The organism is Novosphingobium silvae (genome assembly GCF_009856825.1).
Lineage (GTDB): Bacteria > Pseudomonadota > Alphaproteobacteria > Sphingomonadales > Sphingomonadaceae > Novosphingobium > Novosphingobium silvae.
Map to the genome: position 1 here is coordinate 1 of NZ_WVTD01000013.1, position 20,280 is coordinate 20,280.

Annotated in this window: 18 protein-coding genes; 3 read left to right on the plus strand and 15 right to left on the minus strand. The window is 65.6% G+C overall.

Annotated features, from left to right (window positions below; genetic code table 11):
• Window positions 1-97 precede the first annotated feature (97 nt).
• From GR702_RS15605 to GR702_RS15620, 4 genes are all read right to left on the minus strand, one after another.
• Window positions 98-571 carry a TonB-dependent receptor plug domain-containing protein gene (locus tag GR702_RS15605; RefSeq protein WP_160986712.1) on the minus strand — a complete coding sequence of 158 codons (474 nt, stop codon included), beginning with the start codon at window positions 569-571 and terminating at the stop codon, window positions 98-100.
• A gap of 166 nt (window positions 572-737) precedes the next feature.
• Window positions 738-2,246: a glycoside hydrolase family 27 protein gene (locus tag GR702_RS15610; RefSeq protein ID WP_160986713.1), complete on the minus strand. Its 1,509-nt coding sequence runs from the start codon at window positions 2,244-2,246 to the stop codon at window positions 738-740.
• 83 nt (window positions 2,247-2,329) lie between these two features.
• On the minus strand, window positions 2,330-3,745 hold the full coding sequence (locus GR702_RS15615; RefSeq protein ID WP_160986714.1) for an amino acid permease: 1,416 nt from the start codon (window positions 3,743-3,745) through the stop codon (window positions 2,330-2,332).
• A 22-nt stretch (window positions 3,746-3,767) separates the two neighbouring features.
• Complete coding sequence (locus GR702_RS15620; protein WP_160986715.1) at window positions 3,768-4,424, minus strand: FCD domain-containing protein; 657 nt, start codon at window positions 4,422-4,424, stop codon at window positions 3,768-3,770.
• A gap of 243 nt (window positions 4,425-4,667) precedes the next feature.
• On the opposite strand from GR702_RS15620, the gene GR702_RS15625 reads away from it, so the two are divergent.
• Together GR702_RS15625 and GR702_RS15630 are read left to right on the plus strand one after the other, a co-directional pair.
• Window positions 4,668-5,888 (plus strand): FAD-dependent oxidoreductase, encoded by a 1,221-nt coding sequence (locus GR702_RS15625; RefSeq protein ID WP_160986716.1) that lies wholly within the window; start codon window positions 4,668-4,670, stop codon window positions 5,886-5,888.
• Between the two features lie 12 nt (window positions 5,889-5,900).
• Window positions 5,901-7,088 (plus strand): M24 family metallopeptidase, encoded by a 1,188-nt coding sequence (locus GR702_RS15630; protein ID WP_160986717.1) that lies wholly within the window; start codon window positions 5,901-5,903, stop codon window positions 7,086-7,088.
• 61 nt (window positions 7,089-7,149) lie between these two features.
• Here GR702_RS15630 and GR702_RS15635 read toward each other — a convergent pair whose 3' ends face one another.
• From GR702_RS15635 to GR702_RS15645, 3 genes are all read right to left on the minus strand, one after another.
• The gene (locus GR702_RS15635) at window positions 7,150-8,142 is read right to left on the minus strand and encodes an SDR family oxidoreductase (protein WP_160986718.1); all 993 of its coding nucleotides are present in this window, start codon (window positions 8,140-8,142) and stop codon (window positions 7,150-7,152) included.
• Window positions 8,143-8,256: 114 nt separating this feature from the next.
• Window positions 8,257-8,523 (minus strand): hypothetical protein, encoded by a 267-nt coding sequence (locus GR702_RS15640; protein WP_202408301.1) that lies wholly within the window; start codon window positions 8,521-8,523, stop codon window positions 8,257-8,259.
• A gap of 70 nt (window positions 8,524-8,593) precedes the next feature.
• Window positions 8,594-9,154: a transcriptional regulator gene (locus GR702_RS15645; RefSeq protein WP_160986720.1), complete on the minus strand. Its 561-nt coding sequence runs from the start codon at window positions 9,152-9,154 to the stop codon at window positions 8,594-8,596.
• Window positions 9,155-9,293: 139 nt separating this feature from the next.
• Between GR702_RS15645 and GR702_RS15650 the strand changes: the two genes are divergently transcribed.
• Entirely contained in the window at window positions 9,294-9,617 is a 324-nt protein-coding gene (locus GR702_RS15650) for a hypothetical protein (RefSeq protein ID WP_160986721.1), read from the plus strand.
• Window positions 9,618-9,692: 75 nt separating this feature from the next.
• On the opposite strand, the gene GR702_RS15655 is transcribed toward GR702_RS15650, so the two are convergent.
• The 8 genes from GR702_RS15655 to tenA all read right to left on the minus strand — a co-directional run bounded on the left by GR702_RS15655 (window position 9,693) and on the right by tenA (window position 20,273).
• On the minus strand, window positions 9,693-11,138 hold the full coding sequence (locus GR702_RS15655) for a L,D-transpeptidase family protein (protein WP_160986722.1): 1,446 nt from the start codon (window positions 11,136-11,138) through the stop codon (window positions 9,693-9,695).
• A 90-nt stretch (window positions 11,139-11,228) separates the two neighbouring features.
• Complete coding sequence (locus tag GR702_RS15660) at window positions 11,229-11,912, minus strand: murein L,D-transpeptidase catalytic domain family protein (protein WP_237449742.1); 684 nt, start codon at window positions 11,910-11,912, stop codon at window positions 11,229-11,231.
• A gap of 133 nt (window positions 11,913-12,045) precedes the next feature.
• Window positions 12,046-12,393, minus strand: coding sequence for a response regulator (locus tag GR702_RS15665; protein ID WP_337192621.1), 348 nt, complete (start codon window positions 12,391-12,393; stop codon window positions 12,046-12,048).
• Between the two features lie 8 nt (window positions 12,394-12,401).
• Window positions 12,402-15,812 (minus strand): CheR family methyltransferase, encoded by a 3,411-nt coding sequence (locus tag GR702_RS15670; protein WP_160986806.1) that lies wholly within the window; start codon window positions 15,810-15,812, stop codon window positions 12,402-12,404.
• A gap of 14 nt (window positions 15,813-15,826) precedes the next feature.
• A complete protein-coding gene (locus GR702_RS15675) occupies window positions 15,827-16,387 on the minus strand; it encodes a PAS domain-containing protein (protein ID WP_337192623.1) in 561 nt (186 codons plus the stop codon).
• Between the two features lie 153 nt (window positions 16,388-16,540).
• Window positions 16,541-17,167, minus strand: coding sequence for a hypothetical protein (locus GR702_RS15680; protein ID WP_160986724.1), 627 nt, complete (start codon window positions 17,165-17,167; stop codon window positions 16,541-16,543).
• Window positions 17,168-17,282: 115 nt separating this feature from the next.
• Window positions 17,283-19,547 (minus strand): S9 family peptidase, encoded by a 2,265-nt coding sequence (locus GR702_RS15685; RefSeq protein ID WP_160986725.1) that lies wholly within the window; start codon window positions 19,545-19,547, stop codon window positions 17,283-17,285.
• A gap of 63 nt (window positions 19,548-19,610) precedes the next feature.
• The gene (gene tenA / locus GR702_RS15690; RefSeq protein ID WP_160986726.1) at window positions 19,611-20,273 is read right to left on the minus strand and encodes a thiaminase II; all 663 of its coding nucleotides are present in this window, start codon (window positions 20,271-20,273) and stop codon (window positions 19,611-19,613) included.
• Window positions 20,274-20,280 lie beyond the last annotated feature (7 nt).

Below are 20,280 nucleotides of genomic sequence, written 5' to 3' on the forward strand. Positions count from 1 at the left end.
GTATATCTGACCACGACACGATCAGATCCGCCTGCACATCACCATCACGTCGCATCGCCATCGTCGCTGACCGCCTTCTTTCCGTATCCAGGCTGAATCAGATCACACCGACTTCGTCAACGCGCTGGTAGACGGCAGAGGCGCCGCCCGACATCACGTCGACGCGCTCGACCAGGGCGCTGGGGATGAAGGAAAGGTTGATCGCCTGCGAAGGCATCATGCGCTGCCCATCGATCAGGGTCAGGACGCGGTTGGAGCCGAGATTGCGCAAGTTGATCTTGGACGTGCCGTCGGAACCGTTCGAGACGTTCTCGTTGGCATCGGCCGTGAACTGGGGAAGGCGGTTCAGCACCTGCTCGACGGTGGTTGCGCCCTGGAAGCGGAACTCGTCCGAGCCGACGACGGTCTGCGGGCTGTTGCTCTCCAGATCGGCGCGCTTGATGCGCGTGCCGGTGACGACGATGTCGCCGGCGGTCGTATCGCCGATCGCTGCTTCCTGCGCTTGCGCCGTACCGGCGACCAAGGCCGTCAGCGCGACCGCGCAATAAAGTTTCCTATGGTGACCCCTCATCGATGTGACTCCCTTTATGGATGCGCCATGAATGCGTCATCAAATCGAAGAAGTCAAATACAGTATACGAAATACGGTACTTTATGCGTTCGAGGTCGCGTCGGCAGTCTCCTCCTCACCAACCCGCTGCGGGCGTTCACTCGCGGCGGAAGGAAGGGAAGGGCGCTCAGCCGCGTACGACGATCATCACCGCTCCGCGCGCCGGGACGGTGTACGAGGCCGGCAAGGACAAACGGGTCTTGCCGGACCACTGATCCTCGACCTCGGAAATTCCGGACAGCCCCGCGTCTGCGGCCGTCAGCGACAGCGACCCGGGGGCATCGCCGCGGTTGAAAAGGGCAAGCGCCACGCGCCCGTCCGCCAGCGGTTTGGCCCAGACTTCCATCGCCTCCGTCTTGCGCACCGCCTTGCCCTGGATGCCCCTGGGGTCCTGATCGACGGCGATGACGCGCCTGTTGGTGAGCATGGCCAGGGTCTCGGCGCTGGTTTCGCGCAGGTCGTGGCCCATCATCAGCGGCGCGGCCGACATTGCCCAGAGGGTCATGTGCGTACGGTATTCGTCCGCGCTCATGCCGCCGTTGCCGACTTCGAGCATGTCGGGATCGTTCCAGCCATGCGGGCCGGCCCATCGGGGATTGCCGTTCTTCTCGAAGCCGATCCTGGCCATGGTCGGGTAATCGTCGGTGATGTCGCCCGTCGTGCGCCAGAGCTGGCCGCCGACATCGCGCCCCCAGCTGCCAACGTCGAAGCGGCCGTACTCGCAAAGCGAGTAGATGAACTCCCGGCCCGTCGCCTGCAGAGCCGCGCCCATCTCGTAGTAGCTGCGCTTCACGGTGTCGGCATCCGCATAGAACCATTCGCCCGAGCACAGATCGTACTTGAGGTAGTCGAAGCCCCAGTTGGCAAACGTCTGCGCATCCTGCTTCACATGGCCGTAGCTGCCCTCGTACCCGGCACAGGTTCGCGGCCCCTGCGAGGAATAGATGCCGATCTTCAGCCCCCGGGAATGGACGTAGTCGGTGAGCGCCTTCATGTCGGGGAACTTGGCGTTGGGCTGGAGTACGCCACTGGCATCGCGCTTGCCCTGCCAACCGTCGTCGATGTTGATATAGGTATAGCCCGCGTCGCGCAGCCCGGTGGAGACCATCGCATCCGCCATGGCGCGCACGGTGGCATCATCGATATGCTCGTCGAACTTGTTCCAGCTGCTCCAGCCCATCGGCGGGGTGGGAGCGAGCTTCCTGGGGATCGGCGTTCCGAGCGCGGGCAGGGGTGCGAACCTGAAGGCACGCGCCGCAGCATCCCGCGCCTTGCCGCGCCGCCCCTTGCTGTCGATATCCGACTCCCAGATGCGTCCTTTGAGACGCGCCTCGCCGTTTTCGATGGCAACGCTCCAGTTCTGGACCGGGTGCTCCTTGTCGTTGATGTTGCGCGCGGTGAAGCGCAGCACGCCATCCTCGATGCGGGGATCCTCCATCCTGATCGGGCCGTACCACTGCGTCGTGACCGAACCTTCGATCTTCCCGCCTTGCGAACTCACCTCCAACATCGTCACCCCGGGGCGCGGGGGCGTGTCGTCGAAGAGCCAGACACCGTCGTAGTCCGTCTTCGCCAGGACGGGACCGGCGGAGAGGCAAGTGCCGAGCAGGACGGCGGCGATGAGGGCACGTGACATCACATTCTCCCGATGGAAGGAAGTTACATTCGGTCAGAGGGGGTGGCGAGGGAACGCCCCGGCAGGCGTTCCCGCAAAGCGCGTCAGGCTGCTGCGGCTTCCCGGCGCGCTTCGCTGCGGAGGCGGCCGTAGAGGAAGTAGGCGAGCAGGCCGATGACGTTCCAGGCACCGAAACGGACGAGCGTGCTGCCCGGCAGGCTGAAGAGCAGGTAGGCGCAGCCAAGGATCGTCAGGGTGCCCACCAGCATCGGTGCCGGGCACCGGAACAGGCGGGGCAGTTCGGGTGAACGGCGGCGCAGGATCATGAGGCATGCGCCAACGGACATGAACGCGATAAGGGTTCCCGCATTGGCAAGCTCGGCGATCTCGTCGAGGCGGAAGATGCCTGCCACGATCGCGATCGAGATGCCGGTCATCAGTGTGATGCGGGTGGGTGAGCCGGTGCGCGGGCTCACCTTGGCAAGGGCGCGGGGAAGCAGGCCGTCGCGCGCCATGACGAAGAAGACGCGGCTCTGGCCGTACATCATCACCAGGATGACCGACGGCAGCGCAACCACGGCGGCGAGTGCAATGAGGTGAGCGGCGACGGGCTGGTCGAGCTGACGCAGGACGAGCGCGAGCGGCTCGGGCGAGTTGGCGAGCTGTTGGAAAGGCAGGGCGCCGATCGCGGCGACGGCGACGGCCATGTAGATCAGCGTGCAGACCACCATCGAGCCGACGATGCCGATGGTGAGGTCACGCCCCGGGTTCTTGGCCTCCTCGGCCGAGGTGGCGACAGCGTCGAAGCCGTAGAAGGCGAAGAACACGATTGCGGCCGCCGCCATGACGCCGCGCTTCTGGCCCTCGATCTCGGTGCTGGCGAAGCCGTAGGGCATGAACGGTTCAAGGTTGCCGCTCTGGAAGGCAGGAAGCGCCATGGCGACGAAGATCGACAGGGCGACCAGCTTGATGATGACGAGTACGATGTTGAGCGTCGCGCTTTCGCGGGTGCCGGCGATCAGCATGCCCATCACCGCAAGAGCGACCAGCACGGCCGGCAGGTTGATGAGGCCTCCGCCGTGCGGTCCTACCAACAGCATCTGCGGCAGGTCGAGCCCGGCCGACTGCATCCATCCCACCAGGTAGCCCGACCACCCCACGGCCACGGTCGAGCATGCGAGCGAGTATTCCAGGATGAGGCTCCACCCCACGATCCAAGCGATCGTCTCGCCCATGGCGGCATAGCTGAAGGTATAGGCGCTTCCCGCTGCCGGGATCAGTGTCGCCATTTCGGCATAGGCGAGGGCGGCACAGGCGCAGACCGCGCCGGCGATGGCGAAGGCGAGGATCACGGCCGGGCCGGCACGCTCGGCGCCAACGCCGGTCAGCGTGTAGATGCCGGTGCCGACGATGGCTCCCACGCCCAGCGCGATCAGGTGCGGCCAGCTCAGCGTCTTGGCAAGGGCGTGCCCGGATTCGCGTTGGGACAGTCTTTCAATCGATTTTCGCGGTCCGAACATGCTATTCCCTGATTATTATGGCTCAGCCGGTGCGACTGGCGGTAAAATGGGCGCGCAGGTCGTCCAGGGTGCTGGCGATATGCGCGGTGAGAAGGTCCTTCACCTTGGCTGCGTTTCCGGAGAGCCAGGCGTCCAGCAGTTCCTGGTGTTCGTTGTGCGCGCGGTCCCCGCGCCCGGCGGGCTGCAGGTGCGCGATGACGTAGCGCTCGGCGAGCACTTCGAGGCGCTCGACCAGTTGCGTGGTGAGCAGGCGCTTGCCCGGACGTACCAGCGCGACGTGGAACTCACGGTTGCGCACGGCCACGTCGTTGAGATTGGCCGCTGCGGCCGCATCCAGCAGAGTGAACGCCTGCCGGGCGGCATCCTTGTCCTCCTCCTCGGCCCGCTCGCAGGCGTAGGCGGCGGCGGCAGGCTCGATCGCGAGGCGCAGGAGATAGATTTCCTCGGCCTGGTCGTGCGACATGGGGCGCACGAACCAGCCACGATTGGCCTGGCTCGTCAGCAATCCCTCATGCTCGAGCCGGGCGAGAGCCTCGCGCAGCGGTATCTTGCTGACGCCCAGTTCGGCGGCAAGGGCATCCTGCCGGACCGGCTCCATCACGGGAAGCTGGCCTGCCACGATCCTCTCGCGGATCACCTCGAAGATGCGTTCGGCAAGCGTGCGGACGACGATGGTCACCTGTATATCTCCATGCAGTCCCGGCCGATGTACAAAAAGCGCCAGGACAGATTGCCGTATACGGTAGATGATCCTTGCGCCGCTCGCAATCGCGCGGGACCCGCACCTGCCCTGCTCGAACGCGGCGGCAGGCCGGCGGAGAAGGAGTGGCAGGCGGAAACCATCCGAGCGTCGGACCTTGTATACTAGAGTGACAACGTTATAAGGTATACGATATGGTTTGAAGATTGCAACGGAGTTTTCGTGAACGTCATCGGTATCGTCGGCGGCGGGGTTGTCGGCCTCTGCGTCGGTCTCGAACTGCAAGGCGCGGGTCATGACGTCGTCATCGTAGACAACGACGTGGCCGGACAGGCCGCTTCGTGGGGAAATGCCGGGCACATTGCGGTCGAGCAGGTGGAGCCACTGGCCTCTTTGGAGACCATCCGCAGCTTGCCCACACGCCTGTTCGTACGCGGCGGGCCGCTGGCGTTTCCGCCCTTCGCGGCGGCGCAGTGGTTGCCTTTCGGACTTCGGCTTCTGATGGCATCACGCCCTGCTCGCTTCCGTGCCGGCGCGGCGGCGCTTGCGCCTTTGATGGAGCGGGCGCTTCCGGCCTGGCAGTCGCTGGTCGAGCGCGTTGGCGCGCCCGAGCTGCTGCGCCAGGATGGTCACTTCGTTCTCTGGCACGGTGAGAAAGCCGCTCGCTCCGGCCGAAAGGCATGGGAAGCGGCCAACACGGGTGCTGCGACCGTCCATGGCGCAGGCGAGGCTGACCTGGCCCAGCTTGCCGCGCTTTGCCGAGACCCGATCGCAGGCGCCATCCGCTTCTCCGGGACGGCCCAGATCGCAGATCTCGACGAACTCCGCACGGCGCTGCGCAGGGCCTTCGTGCAAGGCGGCGGCAGGATCATGGAAGGGACTGGCGAGGTCCGGATCATCGGTGGGCGTGCTGCCATACCCGGGGTTGATGCCGACAGGGTGATCGTATGCGCCGGCGTTCGTTCACGCGGGCTGATGGAACGGTTGGGGCACAAGGTGCCGATGATCGCCGAGCGCGGGTATCATGTCCGCGCCGACGCGCAGAATTGGCCGGGCGATCTTCCGCCGGTGGTGTTCGAGGAACGCGGGATGATCGTCACGCGCTATCGCACTGCCGTCCAGGCAGCGAGCTTCGTGGAACTGAGCCACCCGGATGCCGCGCCGGATCCCCGCAAATGGGAGAGGCTCGAGCGTCACGTTCGCGAACTCGGTATGCCGATCTCGGGGCCGTTCCGCCGCTGGATGGGCTGCCGACCTACCTTGCCGGACTACCTTCCGGCGATCGGTCGCTCGACGAAGGCCGCCAACCTCCTCTATGCGTTTGGCCATCAGCACCTCGGCCTGACGCTGGCGCCCATCACCGGCAGCCTGGTCGCCTCGATGGTCGCAGGTGAGCAGCCCGCGCTGCCGCTTGCGCCTTTCGACATCGAACGCTTCGCATAAGGACAGATTGAAATGATTGGCGGATCAACCATAGAAGCCGAAATCGCGCGCCTTTCCGCCTGGGCGGACCGCGCCGCGCCGATCACCGCAGGGGAGCGCCAGTCGCGGATGGACCGGGCGCTGGTCCTTACCGAACAACTCGGCGCCGACGCGCTGCTGGTCGATGCCGGCGCGTCGCTGCGCTACTTCACAGGGCTGCCCTGGGGGCAGACCGAGCGGCTTGTCTCGATGCTGCTGGCGCCTGGCCGCAGGCCGATCATGATCTGCCCGCATTTCGAGATCGGGACCCTTGAGGCCGATCTTGCGGTCCCGGTGGAGATCCGCTCGTGGCAGGAAGACGAGGATCCCGTCGCGCTGGTGCTGGATGCTCTTCGCGAGATCGGCGCAAGGACGCTGGCGATCGATCCCGAGCTGCCCTTTCACTTCGCCGAGCGGATCCGGGCCGGGGAAGGCGTGCGCCTGATCGACGCCATGCCCGTCGTCAAGCAGTGCCGGATGGTCAAGTCGGCGGCGGAGCTGGCGCTCATGCAGCAGGCGAAATCGATGACGCTGAGCGTGCACGAGGCCGCCGCGCGGATCCTTCGTCCGGGCATCCGCCAGAGCGAGGTCGTTCACTTCATCGACACCGCGCACCGTCGTCTCGGCGCGAGCGGGTCCAGTTTCTGCATCGTCCAGTTCGGCGAGGCGACCGCGTTTCCGCACGGCCTGCCCGGGGACCGGGCGCTGGAGGAAGGCCAGCTGGTGCTCATCGACACCGGCTGCACCATCGAAGGCTATCATTCGGACATCACGCGTACCTACGCGTTCGGCGATGTCTCGCAGGAGGTGCGCGACATCTGGGACATCGAGAAGGAAGCCCAAGCCGCAGCGTTCGACGCGGTGCGGCCGGGCGACCCGTGCGAAAGCGTCGATGCCGCCGCGCGCGCCGTGCTCCAGAAGGCAGGGCTCGGACCTGACTACGCGCTTCCGGGACTGCCGCACCGCACCGGTCACGGCATCGGCCTCTCGATCCACGAGCCGGCCTACCTCGTTCGCGGCGATCGTACGCCGCTCCAGCCCGGGATGTGCTTCTCGAACGAACCGATGATCGTCGTGCCCGGCCGCTTCGGTGTCAGGCTGGAAGATCACATGTTCGTGACCGAGACGGGAGCGCAGTGGTTCACGCAGCCGCAGGTGGCGATCGATCGTCCCTTCGCCTGAACGCGCATGGGCGCCCCGGAGCTCTCACCCGGGACGCCCTTAGTCGCGCGGCCTACGGAGCTCAGGGGTTGCCTTTGCCTCCGTGCGCTCCCACTGCCGTGCCGGTGGAGTAGCTCGCCTCGTCCGAGGCCAGCGTAACGAACAGCGTGGCGAGTTCGGCCGGCTGCCCGGCGCGGCCGAGCGGCGTATCCTGGCCAAATTCGCCCATCTTGCCCGGCAACTGGCCGCCCGCGACCTGCAGCGGCGTCCAGATCGGGCCGGGGGAGACCGCATTGACACGGATGCCCTTCTTGGCCAGCTGCTTCGCCATGCCCTTGGTCAGGTTCAGGATCGCCGCCTTCGTGGAGGCATAGTCGATCAGTTCCTCCCCGGGATCGTAGGCATTCACCGATACCGTGTTGATGATGACGGCACCAGGCGGCATCGAGGGGACGGCGGCCTTGCTGAAACGGAAGACGTGGTAGACGTTGGTTTCGTAAGTGCGGACGAACTGCTCGTCAGAGATTTCCATGATGTCCGCCTTGCTCTGCTGGTACGCGGCGTTGTTCACCAAAATATCGAGGCCGCCCAGTTCGGCGATAGCCTTGCGCACCGTCTGCTCGCAGGCCTGCTGCGTGCGGATGTCGGCGGGAACCGCGACGGCCTTGCGTCCGGCCTTGCGGATGAGATCGACCACTTCGCGTGCATCGGCCTCTTCGGAGGGGTGATAGTTGATGGCAACGTCGGCCCCTTCGCGGGCGAAGGCGATCGCGGCGGCGCGGCCGATCCCGCTGTCGCCTCCCGTGACGAGCGCCTTGCGCCCGGTGAGGCGGCCCGATCCCTTGTACGTCGCCTCGCCATGGTCCGGACGGGGGTCCATCTTGCTGGCAAGCGCGGGCCAAGGCTGGCGCTGCTCGGGGAACGGTTCGCGCCGGTACTTGGTGCGCGGATCGCTGAGGGAAGGCGCGCCGCCTCCCGCGACCTGCGCCATCGAGGGAACCGAAGTGCCGGCGGCAGCGAGCCCGAAGGCGGCGCCGCCAAGAACCGTGCGGCGCGACGTGGGGAAGTGGGACATGCGGACAATCTCCTGAGTTTCTGCTGCAACGCCGTGCTGCGGCCAATTGTTCGCAGAGAAACGCGAGAAAGCCTCATGTGCCTGTCAGGCCGCTTGGCCGGACGACACAGGCCCTCAGGTCGTGGCTTCCTCGACCGCGGCAAACCAGTCGGCGTAAGGGCCCGTCCGGGCGAGATGGCGGTTGAGATCGGGCGCGCCATCGCTCCACCACACCGGGCCACGTTCGCCCAGTGCTCTCTTCGCCCGGTCAACCGCCAGTCGCGCGCTTTCCTCGGCGGCCGCGTCCTTGCGCCGCCGCGCCGTACCGACCGCGCGGCGCGCGGCCATCAGCTCCTTAACGAGCCGCTCGCGCTTTGGCGGATCGAGCGATGGATCTGCCATACGCCAAAGCCGCCCGCGCACGACAAAGTAGCGACCATCAGGGGTCACGGGATGCCTGCCCGGCAGCCTCTCACTCACTTGCGCCCAGACCTTGGACCAGTTCTCTTGCCCAGCGGGCGACCAAGGCCCAGCGTTCATGCTCCGCCTGCGCGTCGGGTAATGCGCGGTGGACGGGAGCGGCTACCTCGCGGTTCGCGACGCGGTCCAGAAGACGGTCGATCTCGAGAGCAGCCCGCTCAGCCGACATGCGACCTTCCAGGATCGCCGAGGCGGTCTCCCGGGCCGCGTGATCGCTGTCGCGCAGGCGCAGGGTGTGGCGCGGGTATCCTGCCCCTCGAAGGAGCACGCTCATCCACTTGCCATCCCACGATGGAGCGCTGGCGAAGAGGTCGTGCCCGGAGAGTTCCTCCACCATGCGGCGGGCCACGTCTTCATGTGGTTCGCCCTCATTCGCGAGGTTGTCGCGGTCGATCCCGTGCAGCGCCTCGGCCGCGGCATCCCAGTCGTCGCAGCCCGGCGCCGGTCTTATCAGATGAGCTTCCGATCGCCCGTCCTCGAAGACCCAGGCCACTTCGATGGGAAAGCTCCTGTCCGCCAGCGAGGATGCTTCGAAGTCGAGGAAAGCCTTCACGCCCGCGCTCCGCGGAGACCATCACGCATGATCGTCGTGGCCGGGCAACGGTTCGGCACGCTTGAGTTATCTTGCCTCATGCCGTGCGAAACCACGCCGCAGCCCTCCGCGTTCCCACCCTCAGCAGGAGAAATCAGGCATGACGACGCAAAGCTTCAAACCGACCTTGAGAATGGCCTCCGCCGCACGCCGAGGATTGCGGCTGCGCGAGAAGTTCGGCCGTGGCGGAACCGAGGTCGGGGTCGAACGCGCGCACCAGCTTGCCGATCGGAAGGACCTGAGCGCGGCCGACGTGAAATCGATGCACAGCTTCTTCGCCCGTCATGAGGTGGACAAGAACACCAACACGCACGAGTGGGATTCCGACAGCGATCCGTCGGCAGGTTTCATAGCATGGCTTCTCTGGGGCGGAGATGCGGGCAAGACATGGGCCGATGCCAAGGCAAAGTCCCTCCGCGACTAGGGGGCAGTGGCTCCTTCGCTTTCCCGAACATCGCAGAAGGCCGCCCGCTCGAAAGGAGCGAGCGGCCTTCTTGCCTCAGGGACCGACGTCGCCGCCCGAAGCCCGCAGGCGATGGCTGCCACCGGCTGCGAAGCCGAGCGCGGCCGACACGCGGTCGTTCCATCCATAGGGGTCGGAGCGAATGATCGGCTCGCCATCGTCGCCGAACAGCACGGTATGGTAGATCAGCCGCACCGGTATCTCGCGGCCCAGCGGCACGAAAGTCTCCTTGCCCGTCGCGCGGGCGCGGTGCCATTCGTCGAGCACGCCTGCGTCGCGCGCCAGCATCTCCGCAAAGCCGAGCGCATCCTCCACGCGCACGCAGCCATGGCTCCTCTGGCGCTGCACCTCGTTGAACAGCTGCTTGGCCGGCGTGTCGTGCAGGTAGATCTGGTGGTCGTTCTTCATGTCGAACTTGACCAGACCAAGCGAGTTCTGCGGGCCCGGCTGCTGCACGATCCAGCCATCCTTCCAGGCCATGTTGTTGCGGCTCAGATAGGCGCTGCCTTTCCCGGCGATCTCCTTGCTCTGGATCGAGCGGGGCACTGTCCAGGTCGGGTTGGCGACAAGCCGGTAGATGGGCGAACCCAGCTGCGGCGTCTCGTTCTCCGGCTCGCCTACCACCGCTTTGCGCGTATCGGCGAGCTTGCCGTCACGCCAGTACACAAGGCGTCCGGCAGCGATGTTGACGTCAATCCGGGTCGGCGGCGGGGTGCGTTCGAGCCAGCGCATCCGCTCCATGCCGACTGCGATCGCGCGCGCTTTTTCCGCATCCGACAGGTTCAGGATTTCAAGCGCATCCTTGCCGATGACGCCGTCGGGCTTGATGCCGAAGTCCGCCTGCATGCGCCGCACGGCCTGAACCATCGCGGGGTTGTATAGGTTGCCCTGGGCATCCTTGCCGTCGAGATAATCGGACGCCACAAGCTGCCGGGCGATCATCGGGATCCTCGGATCGGTGGATCCGGGCTCCAGCGGTTCGCTGTCCGCCGGAATGACCGGCGTCACAGCGTCCTTGCTGCCCCTTAGTGCGAGGTAAGCCTTGGACAAGGCACGGTAGCCATTGTCCTGCGGAGCCAAGCCATCCAGCCATTCGCGAAGATCGCCGTCCTTCAGGGCTTTCGCCAAGCCTGGCAGAAGATCGGGATCCGGACGGGGAACGGTATAGACTTCGTGCAGCTTGGCAGGGTCGGTTGCACCCCTGGCCAGCGCCGCGGCATAGCGCAGCGCGCTCTGCGTCAACTGGCGATCACCCTCGGCATTGCCCGGCTGCCCTTCGATGGCAAAGGCCATCCGGTCAAGCCCGTGGGCGGCGCGCCCGTCGATGGCCGCGCGAAGTTCACGTACGTTGCCATTGTCCCAGCGAACCTGATCGATGCTGACTGCCGAGGGAGGCGCTTCGGGCTGTTCGTTGGATGAGCCGCAGCCGGCCAGTACGGACGCCACGGCCAGCAGCGATGAAACGATCAACCCTTTGCGCACACGGATCTCCTTGAAAGACCCGTATAACAACTGACCGGCCGCCCGGATGTTGCATCTCCGGCGGCGGTCTCGCCGATCCGGCCGGGCGGCTCAGGCCCGTCCGGCGAAGATCATGCGTCCCTTGCCGAGGAAGGAGAAGACGTCGTCCAGCTTGTTCTCGCCCACCGCGAAGCAGCCCTGGCTGCGCCCGAGCTTGCCATGCGCCTTGATCATGTCATCATTGGCGTACCAGGCACTGTGTACGACGACCGCCCGCTCCAGCGCATTGTTGTTCGTGACGTCGAGGCCGACCAGACGCTGGGACCTGCCATGCCGGCCGACATAGTAGTCATCGGTCAGGAATGCGCCTTCGCTGGAAGCATTCGATCCGAAATCGTTGGAGAATCTCTCGGCAAAACCGGTGTGGCGAGGGTCTGACCCGGAGCCGTGCGCCACCAGCAGGCGCGTGGCCTTGCCGTCCGCCACATCCAGGAAGTGCATGCGCATATCGGCAGACGGGGCGTCGAAGTCCACGATTGCGATACGGTCGCGTGACCTGATCCGGTCTCCATGGCGCTCGAGCGAGGCCAGTGCCTTACGCAGCAATCCGGGATCGACGGAGGAGAACGTCTTCGCGCTGCTGCTTCGCACGGTAGCAGGCACGCTCCCCGCCAGCGAACGCTGCGGGATTTGCGGAGCCTTCAGCGGCGAAATGCTCTGCAGCGGTGTCGAGGACCGCGCGCAGGCTCCTACTGCCAGAGCGGCACCAGCGAGCATCATGGCCCGGCGATTCATAATGGTGTCATCCTTGCCCATGGGCGGGATGTGGGAGACAAGTTGCCGGAATTAAAGACCAATTCAGTCCATTTTGCGACGGACCGACTTTAGAGCGGGATCAGTCGGGATCATCAAGCCGGAACAATGCGCCTTAAGACGTGCTGGCGATCGCTCTTTGAAGCGCCGAGCGCAGTTGGGACGGAGAACTGGGCTTTGGGCAGACCTGCGCTTCCGGGTAGCGCGCGCGCAGTGCTTCTTCGTTGGCATGGCCCGAATGGAAGATCAGCGGCACGCCCAGTTCCTGCATCCGGTCGGCGGCGGGAAAGACTTCGCCATCCGGCAAACGTACGTCGAGGATGGCGCAGACCGGGCGCTGCCGTTCGATAGCGCGGAAGGTGGCCGCCACGGTTCCGCAATGCGCGGAAACAGCGAAACCCTCTGCGGCGATCAGGTCTTCCAGATCGAGCACCACGAACAGCTCGTCCTCGACGATCAGCACTGTATTCGTCATTCCGCGATCACGGTTCGCGGAAGCTGGATGCGCAACGCGAACGTCCCGTCACGCACCTGCGAGGAAAGCTGCGCGCCGAGCTGGCGTACCGATGTGGTCACCAGCAGCGTCCCGAAGCCTGTCCCGGGCGTGATATCGACTGGGTCCCCACCGTCTTCAATCCAAGAGAACTCGATTCCATCGGCGTTGAAAGCCCAGGCGATGCGAAGGGTTCCCGCACGCGGTCCGAGAACACCGTATTTCGCCGCATTGGTCGTCCGTTCGTGGAGGACAAGCGCGAGCGAGGACAGCCAGCTGCGCTCGATGGCGACCTCAGGCCCGTCGATCTCGATGTTCGCATGCCCGGCATATGCCGCCGTGGTGATCTCGACAAGCGCGCGAAGGGAGATCGTCTGCCTGTCGTCACCCGAAGGGGAGGCCAGGGAATGTGCGCGGCCCAGCGCCGCGATCCGCTCACGCAGATCCTCGCTGTAACTGACGACATCGGTGTGCGATCGCCTGGCGGCTGCGATCATGCCGCTGACCACCGCGAAGAGGTTCTTCACGCGGTGGTTCATCTCGCGCAGCATCAAGCCGCGCGTCTCGGCCACCGCGTATTCGGCCGTCATGTCGATCGTGGCCCCAACGAGGCGGCGCGGCGAGGATCCCGCGATGACGCGGCCGAACGCTTTAAGATGACGGTAGCCGCCATCGCGCGAGGAATCGCCTCCAACCCGGAAAGTGGCCTCGAAGTCGGACAGGGAATCGATGGCATTTTTCAGTGCAGCATCGACCCCCGCCCTGTCATCGGGGTGGATGCGCGCGAGAACATCGCTCGATTGCACCTCGCCGTGCGACGGCAGGCCCAACTGCTCCCTGCTGGTCGCATCGAGGATCACCTCGCTCTTGTCGGCGCAGTGTTCCCAGACGCCGATGCCGCCGGCGCGAATGGCGAGGTCCAGACGCTCGCGCTCTGCCGCCAGGTCATTCTCCATCAGGAGCGCGACCGTGATGTCGGTGAGCACGAGCGTGGCGCCGTCCACCGTGCCGTGCTGCGTGCGATAGGGAAGCACCCGCAACGACAGCGTGCGCCCGCCATCGCGCGTTCGCACCCTGCGGTGCAGGGGCTCACCGGTATCCGCCACGCGCCGTGCATCCTCGAGATACGCGCTGTCGTCGAGCCGACTGGCGACATCCGCCAGCAGGCGACCGCGATCGGTGCCCTGCAGGGGGAAGATCCCCGTAGCTGCCTCGGTAAAGCTGCGGATGCGCAACTCCCCGTCAAGGACGATGACGGCAAGCTCGGTCGATTCGAAGAAGTTGCGCAAGTCCGAGTTGGCGATAGTGAGCTGGTCCACCTTGCTTTTCAGCTCGTCGTTGACCGTGGATAGCTCCTCGTTCGTGGACTGAAGCTCCTCGTTCATCGACATCATTTCTTCGTTGGAGCTTTTCAGCTCCTCGTTCGCCGTCTCCAGTTCCTCCACCGCGGTGCGCAGCTTGTGGCGGGTGAGGCGAAGTTCCTCCTCCAGCGCCTCCATGTGATCGTCGCCGTCGCCGATCTCCGCCAGATCGGAGCCATCGAAAGGCCTGAAGGGTGCGCGATCACGCACGACCACGAGCAACGAGCCATCCGCAAGTGGCTCGCAGATGGCCTCGACCGGCTGCACGCCGTAATCGGAACGCACGTCGACATCGCGGGCGATGACGCGCTTGCGGCTGTCGCGTGCCTGCCTCACAAGCGTGCCGAGAACTTCGCGAAGGCCCGGTTTCGCAAGCGAGATGGCGTTCGATCCGCCCGCACGGGTGACGGGGAAATCGAAGTAGCGGCTAAGCTTGCCGTAGGATGCGATTACTCCGCCGTCGTGGTTCAGGACCATCGCCGGCGGCGCGTAGGTATCGGCAAGCCGCTGTATGGCGATGCCCGCCTCGGGCAGCTTGCGCCGCGCCTCGCGATCGCTCGCTTCGCCGCGCCGCCGCTCGAGGTTGCGGTCGCCGGCGGGAAGGTCGATCGGGTAAGTCGGATTGCCCGGGCCGCGCTCGAAGATCCGGGCGTGAAGGTCGAGCGCGGGAAACAGGTGCTCGAACCGCCCGATGCTCTCGGACGGGCCAAGGAAGAGGTACCCACCCGGGCGGATGGCATAGTGCAGGATCGGCATGACCGACTGCTGGAGCCGGTCGTCGAAATAGATCAGCAGGTTCCGGCATGAAACCAGGTCGATGCGCGAGAATGGCGGGTCCTTGACCACGCTGTGATTGGAGAACCGGATCAGATCGCGGATCTGCGTGGAGATCGTGAACCGTTCGCCGTGGGGTATCGTCCAGCGTTCGCGCAGCGGCGAGGGGATGTCTGCAAGGGCGGATGCCGGATAGGATCCTTCCCGCGCGATCTGCAGCATCTGCTCGTCGATGTCGGAAGCAAAGACCTGCACCGGGTTGGCGACGTTCAACCGGCGCGCGCCTTCGGCGAAGAGCATGGCGATGCTGTAGGCTTCCTCGCCGCTCGAGCAGCCGGGCACCCAGACGCGAATGTCCTCGTCGGCTGCACGCTCGCGCAGGAGCGGCTCGATCACCTTTTCGCGCAGGGCATCGAACATGTCGGGATCGCGAAAGAAGCGGGTGACGTTGATGAGCAGGTCGCGGAAGAGCGCCTCGCACTCCGCCGCGTCGGACTTGACGCGCTGAAGGTAGCTGCTGGCGGAACCGATGTTCAGCACGTGCATGCGCCGTTCCACCCGTCGTACCAGAGTGGAGCGCTTGTAGCCGGAGAAATCGTGGCCCACCGCCTTTCGCAGGGTGGTGCACAGTTCGTCGACATGATCGGCGACGAGCTCCGCTTCCTGTTCGTGCGGCTCGCCGCGGCGGCGTGCGAAGAAGGAGCTCAGGCAATCGATGATCTCGCCCGGTCGCTTGACGTAATCGACCAGCCCCGTCCCCACGGCGGCGACGGGCATGCCGTCGTACCGTGCGCTTTCCGGCTGCTGGACGACGCAGACGCCGCCGTGCTCCTTGATCGCACGAAGCCCGGTGGAACCGTCCGCACCGGTGCCCGACAGGATCACGCAGGCGGCGTCGGTCTGCTTCTCGGCCGCGAGCGAGATAAAGAAATCGTCGATCGGGCGCCGCAATCCGCGTGGCTGCGCAAAGTCGGTCAGCTGCAGCCGGCCATCCTTGAGAGCGAGACCCCGGCCGGGAGGGATGATGTACACCCGGTCGGGCAGCAGTTCCTCTCCGCCCTCGCACTGAAGGACGTCGAGCGGACTGGCCCGGTCCAGCAGCTCGGCCAGCATGCTCTCGTAGTTCGGATCGAGGTGCTGCACGACGACGAACGCCATGTTCGTGGGTAGGCGGGCCGCGGAGAGCATCTCGCGCAGAGCCTCGAGCCCGCCCGCCGATGCGCCGATGCCGATCACGGGTACGGGGCCGGGCATGGTGTCGGTCTTGTTCACAGGACGGCACCATCGTCCAGAGTGGCGATCGTGAGCTTGGCCTGGGCGATCGTCGCGGCAGAGTTGGCGATCGTGGTCAGGGTTCCCTCGACGATGATGCCGCTCTCGGCCGCAATGGGGCTCAGGCGCGTCAACGTCTGGTCGAGAGTGCGATCGTACTCCGCCAGCCGCTCGGCCTGGGCACGGCTGACGTCGAACTGCGAGGCGAAGATGAAGCGCGTCTCGCCGCCGAGCCCGCGCAGGCGCGACATGTAGAGGAGATTGACGAAGGGCGTTCCGTCCTTGCGAAAGTTGAGGATCGGCGTCCGCACGTTCGGCATCGTATCGTCACGCAGGAAGGCGCGCAGCCGGGCGCGGGCTTCCTTGTCGTCGACCTCCCCCTGAAGCAGGCGGCAGTTGCGCCCTGCAAGGTCTGCCTGGGTGTAGCCGGTCAGCTCGCCGAACCTCGGATTGACCAGGACGAGCGGGTTGTCGCCGTCCGGGCGTCCGAGCGTGAGAGCGACGGGTGAGCCCTCCAGAAACATCCGCAACCCGTCCGGAACGATCGTGTCAGGCACGTTGGTTCTCCAGGCGGTGGGGGCCGAATGGCTGGCGGTCCGGGCATGGTCGAAGCGACATGGGGGACCTGTGCACCAGATAATCGTTCAGGTCGAGGCCTGTAACCCGCCTCGCCCCTTGGCGGGACACCCGGGGAGACGATCGGAGGGCATTCAGCGCCGATCCGCCGGATCGCCGGCCGGGGCAACATCGCTGCTGCCTGCCGCGATCAGGCGGTAAGCCGTGGCCATGAGGCGCGTGACATCTTCCCCGCTGAGGACGTACTGCGGCTCGTACTCCAGCCCAAGCCTTCGCGAGCGACGCCAGTGGTCGGCATAGAGGCCCGTCTCGGAGCCGAACACCGAATGGACGTGGCGAGCAAGGGCGGGAGCGCAGGCAGGGGAGTTGGCGATGCGGAAGATTGCCGCGTCGATCACGTGAGGACCCACCATCACCCACAGGTGACCAGCCCATGAGGGTTCCTCCGCCGCGAACACGCGGGCGCCATCGAAGGCTAGGCGGTTCCCGATCACGGGGTGGCCGTCCAGGCTCAGCGTTCCGGCGACGAGGTGGACCGGCGCTTCCAGTCGCCGCTCCAGTTCAACGGCAAGGGCGGCGCTCAGCGCATGTTCGTGGCCCGTGCCTTTCGGGAAGACCTTCAGGATGTCGGATGCGCAGGCGGCGATGCGGGCGCGATCTCGTTCGTCCCATTCATAGGCCTTGAACGCCCTGGCTGCCGCCCAGCCATGCGTCGCGGCGATGCGTTGCCCCAGTTGAGCAAGGTCTTTCACGGGCGGCATCTGCAAAACTCGATCAATTCAGGGAAAGGGCGCCCATAGTCGAGCAGCGTTCGCCCGCCAAGCGCCTGATCGCCTCGGTACATGGCGATCTGGCGCGCTGGCACCCACCACGAGGTCACTTTGGCGGAGTGACGCCGTGACGCTCGAGGAAGCCGAATATGGTGTTCCACAGGTGAACGCTGATGCGCGGGCCTCGTACCGAATGGGTCTGGCCGGGGTAGAGCATCATCTCGAACGGCGTCGCATTGCCCTGCATCCGGGCGGCAAGGGTCATGCTGTTGTCCAGCACCACGTTGTCGTCCGACATGCCGTGGATCAGCAGCAGGGGGTCGGCGATCCGGGTCGACTGTTCGATCGTGCCTGCCGTCCTGTATGCTTCCGGGACCCGGCGCGGATCACCCATGTAACGCTCGGTATAGTGGGTGTCGTAAAGTTCCCACTTCGTCACCGGCGCGCCCGAGATGCCGGCGGCATAGAAACCCGGATCGGCCTCGAGCATCTTGAGCGTCATGTAGCCGCCGTAGGACCAGCCATAGGTCGCGATCTTGGCGGGGTCCACGAAGTCGAGCGTCTTCAAGTATTCCGCTCCGGCACGCTGGTCCTGCACCTCGACGGACCCCATCGCCTCGCGGATCTGGGATTCGAAGTCCACGCCGCGGTTGGCGCTGCCGCGATTGTCGATCTCGAAGTAGATGTACCCGCGATCGACGATCGCCTGCGCCAGAGCGCCCTTCCACCCGCGCGTGACGGTCTGCACGTGAGGGCCGCCATAGTGTTCGAAGAATACCGGGTAGCGTTTGCCGGGCTGCAGGGGAGGCGTGATCATCATCCAGTGCAGGTCCGACCCGTCGTTTGCCTTGATGATGCCGAAGGTCGTCGGGCGATGGCTGGAAAGATAGGGGCCATAAGGATGCGCATCGCCAAGCCTGTTCTCCTCCACCCACGCAAGCCGCTTGCCGTTCTCGTCGGCGATGTAGGTCTGGGGCGGCTGTGAGGTGGACGAACGCGTGACAAGCACCGTGGAGCCGTCGCGGCTCGCCGAAGCGGCGTTCGACCACCCGGCTTCGGTCAGTTGCCGCGGTTGACCCGGTGTCGCCAGGTTCACGGCGTAGAGCTGCGGGGCGAGCACGTCGTCACGGTTGCCCAGGAACTGGATGGTCCCCTTCTTCTCGTCCACTGAGACGAGCTTCGTGACCACCCAGTCGCCGGAGGTCAGCTGCCGCCATGTGCCCTCGCGGAAGTGATAAAGGTGGCCGTGCCCGTCGCGCTCCGACCACCAGACGAGGCTCCCGTCCTTGAGGAAGCGGTAGTTGTTGGTCAGATTGATCCAGCTTCCCTTGCGGGCCGTTTCCGTGAAGAGGACGCGCGCGGAGCCGGTACGCGGGTCTACGGCGAGCATGTCCATCCGGCTCTGTTCGCGGTTCTGGCGCTGGACATAGAGCGTCTTGCCGTCCGGTGCCCAGTCCACCCGTGCGAGATAGATGTCGGGGTCCGTGCCAAGGTCCACGCTCACACGGGCAGAACCGTCCGGCCTCATGACGTGCAGCGATACCAGCGCATTGGGCGTGCCTGCCGCGGGGTAGCGCTGCTGGTACGTACGGGTGCCCTCCGCGCCGATCGCGGTGCGGGTGACGATGCCGACAGGCGCCTCGTCATAGCGCTGCACGGCGATCAGATCGTCGTTGGGCGACCACCAGTAGCCGTCCATGCGGTCCATCTCTTCCTGCGCGACGAACTCGGCCTCGCCCCAGTGGACAGTCTCGGCGCTTTCGGCAGGAGTGATCGGCTGATGCCCGCCGTCTTTCAGCCCGCCGACCCACAGCCGCCGGTCGCGTACGAAGGAGACGTACCCACCCCGGGGGCTGAGCGCGGCGTTCAGTTCATCCTCGTCGGATTCCGTCAGGCGCCGGACGGAACCGTCTATCGAGGCGAGGTAGAGGTCGCCATCGAGAGGCAGGAGAATCGCGCTGCCGTCCTGGGTCCAGTCATAGGAGATGATGCCCTTGAGACTGCCCACGCGCTGTCGCTCGCGCTGCATCCTCTCCGCTTCGCTCAAGGCCCGGCCGGAGCCGATCTTCGCCGAGTCCACCAGCATTCGCCACTTCCCGCTCTTCCGGTCGAAGGCCCAAAGATCGTAGCGGTCCCTGTCCTCGGCGCGGTTGCGCAGGAGCGTGATATAGCGCCCGTCCGGAGACACCTTGACGGCCCGAGGTTGCGGCCCGTCGAGCGAAGGGCTGGCAAACACCTGGTCGAACGTCAGGTCGCGGACGGCATCGGGCATGACGGCGGAACTCCGATCGGCAGGAGCGGCAAGGGCGGGTAGGCTGGCAACGGGCAGCGCGGCGAGCAGAAGCCTGCCCAGCAGGAAAACGCGATTCATGCCCGTTCCCTAGAGCTTGCCCCAGGGGAAAGGAAGTTGGCTTGAAGCTTTCTCCCGAAGCGATCAGATCGGCCAGCCCTCGGTGTGATAAGCGGAGTCCCAGAACATCCACTCATAACGGGTGGCGTAGCGGAATGCGCGGGCCATGGCTTCGCGTGTGGCAGGGCCGGCGTTCGCTGCCGCCTCGTCCACAAGCGCGCGCACCCTGTCGGTCGCTTCGCCGAAGGAGGGCGCTGCGTACGTGTCGATCCACGCGGCATAGGGGTTGGGGGAAGCGGCGCGAGGTTTGATGGCGCAGCCGACCTCCCAGTAGACCCAGAAGCAGGGCAATATGCCCGCGATCAACTCTTCGTAGCTGCGCGTCGCGGCAAGGCTCGCGAGATAGCTGGTATAGCCAAGGCACGCCGGGCTCGCCTCGGCTTTGTGAGCCATTTCCGGAGTCACGCCGAACTGCACGAAGAAGGCCTGGTGGAGAGCTTGCTCCACCTGCACGGCGACCTTGGCACCGTCGGAGAATTCCAGTCGCCCCGCCGCGCTCGGCGCGCGCGCAGCCGCGATCGCGAGCACTCGCCCGTATTCCGCCAGATAGAGGCTGTCCTGCACCATGTAATGCCTGAAGCTTTCCGCAGGCAGTGTTCCATCCGCAAGCTCGGCCAGGAAAGGCTGATCGAGGATCGCGCGGCGCAGCGGGAGCAGCTCTTCCCAGATCGCATCGCAGAAGCTCATGGAAAGT